At 65.1% G+C, this 1,257-nt stretch carries 2 protein-coding genes; both read right to left on the reverse strand.

The genetic code is table 11. The features are described from left to right. Positions 1 to 22 precede the first annotated feature (22 nt). A protein-coding gene (locus tag ACIP89_RS37770) for an IS5 family transposase (protein ID WP_402119025.1) occupies positions 23 to 906 on the reverse strand; the annotation gives its coding sequence in 2 pieces (ribosomal slippage) (positions 23 to 567 and positions 567 to 906; 885 coding nt in all). Positions 907 to 927: 21 nt separating this feature from the next. Beyond that, the coding region (locus ACIP89_RS37775; protein ID WP_402119028.1) for a hypothetical protein at positions 928 to 1,257 on the reverse strand (330 nt) is incomplete at its 5' end.

Genomic DNA, 1,257 nt, shown 5'->3' on the forward strand with positions numbered 1-1,257 from the left:
CTAGGTCGTGTCTGACAAATAATCACGGTTTGCGGAGCCAAAGGATGAGCGAGGCGAGTAGGAGACCGGCGAGGTAGCGGGTAGCCAACTTGTCGAAGCGGGTGGCGACGGCCCGGAACTGCTTGAGCCTGCTGAAGCAGCGTTCGACCACATTGCGGGCTTTGTACTGCTCTGGATCGAAGGTTGGCGGCCGCCCGCCAGCCGATCCTCGGCGTTTTCGGTTGGCGATTTGATCGGACCGTTCAGGGATAACGGCTCGGATGCCGCGTCGTCGTAGGCCGGCCCGGATGGCTCGTGACGAATACGCCTTGTCGGCGATGACTGTCTCGGGCCTGCGGCGGGGTCGGCCTACGGACAGGCGGGGCACTCGCACCGCATCCAGCACCGTGTCAAAGACCGTTGAGTCGTTGACGTTGCCTGGGGTGACGACGATGGCCAGAGGCAGGCCGCGGCCGTCGGCTGCGAGATGGACCTTGGTGGTCAGCCCGCCGCGGGACCGGCCGAGCGCCTGGCCAAGCGTCGGATGTGGCGAATCTTCCAGTTCGTCCCATGCCAGTGCCCCCTTTTGCGAGCTCCGGCGGCGTGCTGGTGGGCACGGTTGATGGTGGAGTCCACCGACACGGTCCACTCCACCGTGCCCACCGCATCGTCTTTGACCTGCACGTACTCCAGCAGCCTTGCCCAGGTTCCGTCTGCCTCCCAGCGGGCGAAGCGTTCGTAGACGGTCTGCCAGGGACCATAACGCTCGGGCAGGTCACGCCAGGGTGCCCCGGTCCGCAACCGCCAGAGCACGCCGTTCACCACCTGGCGGTGATCCCGCCACGGCCGCCCACGGCCATCAAGACGCGGCAGCAGTGGACCTATCCGCTCCCACGCCGCATCCGTCAATTCACTCCGGCCAACCACAAGATCAATGATCAGGTATGGCTAGTCACCCATGAACCACAAGTAGCTGCCCGGCGTTGCCGCACACGCTTCGAGAAGCTCGGCAAGGTCGACCAAGGCCGCCTTCTGCTGGTCGTCAGTACACCCCCGTGTCAGGGTGGTGACTTCTTGGCGGGCGACTTGAGCTTCCTGTTCGTTGAACAGCGTGTCGCCGTACGAATCCACCCAGCCGAGCTTGCCCGAGCCATGCCGGTCCAGGGTGCTCAGCACCCTCGCCAACGCCTCACCGTGCTCGTAAGAGCCCCGCAGCAAGGTGTCCCGGGACGCACCCTTTCGCGTGGGTCGCCCCGAGTGCAGTTCCAGCTCAATCCC

Source organism: Streptomyces sp. NPDC088730 (genome assembly GCF_044751215.1).
Lineage (GTDB): Bacteria > Actinomycetota > Actinomycetes > Streptomycetales > Streptomycetaceae > Streptomyces.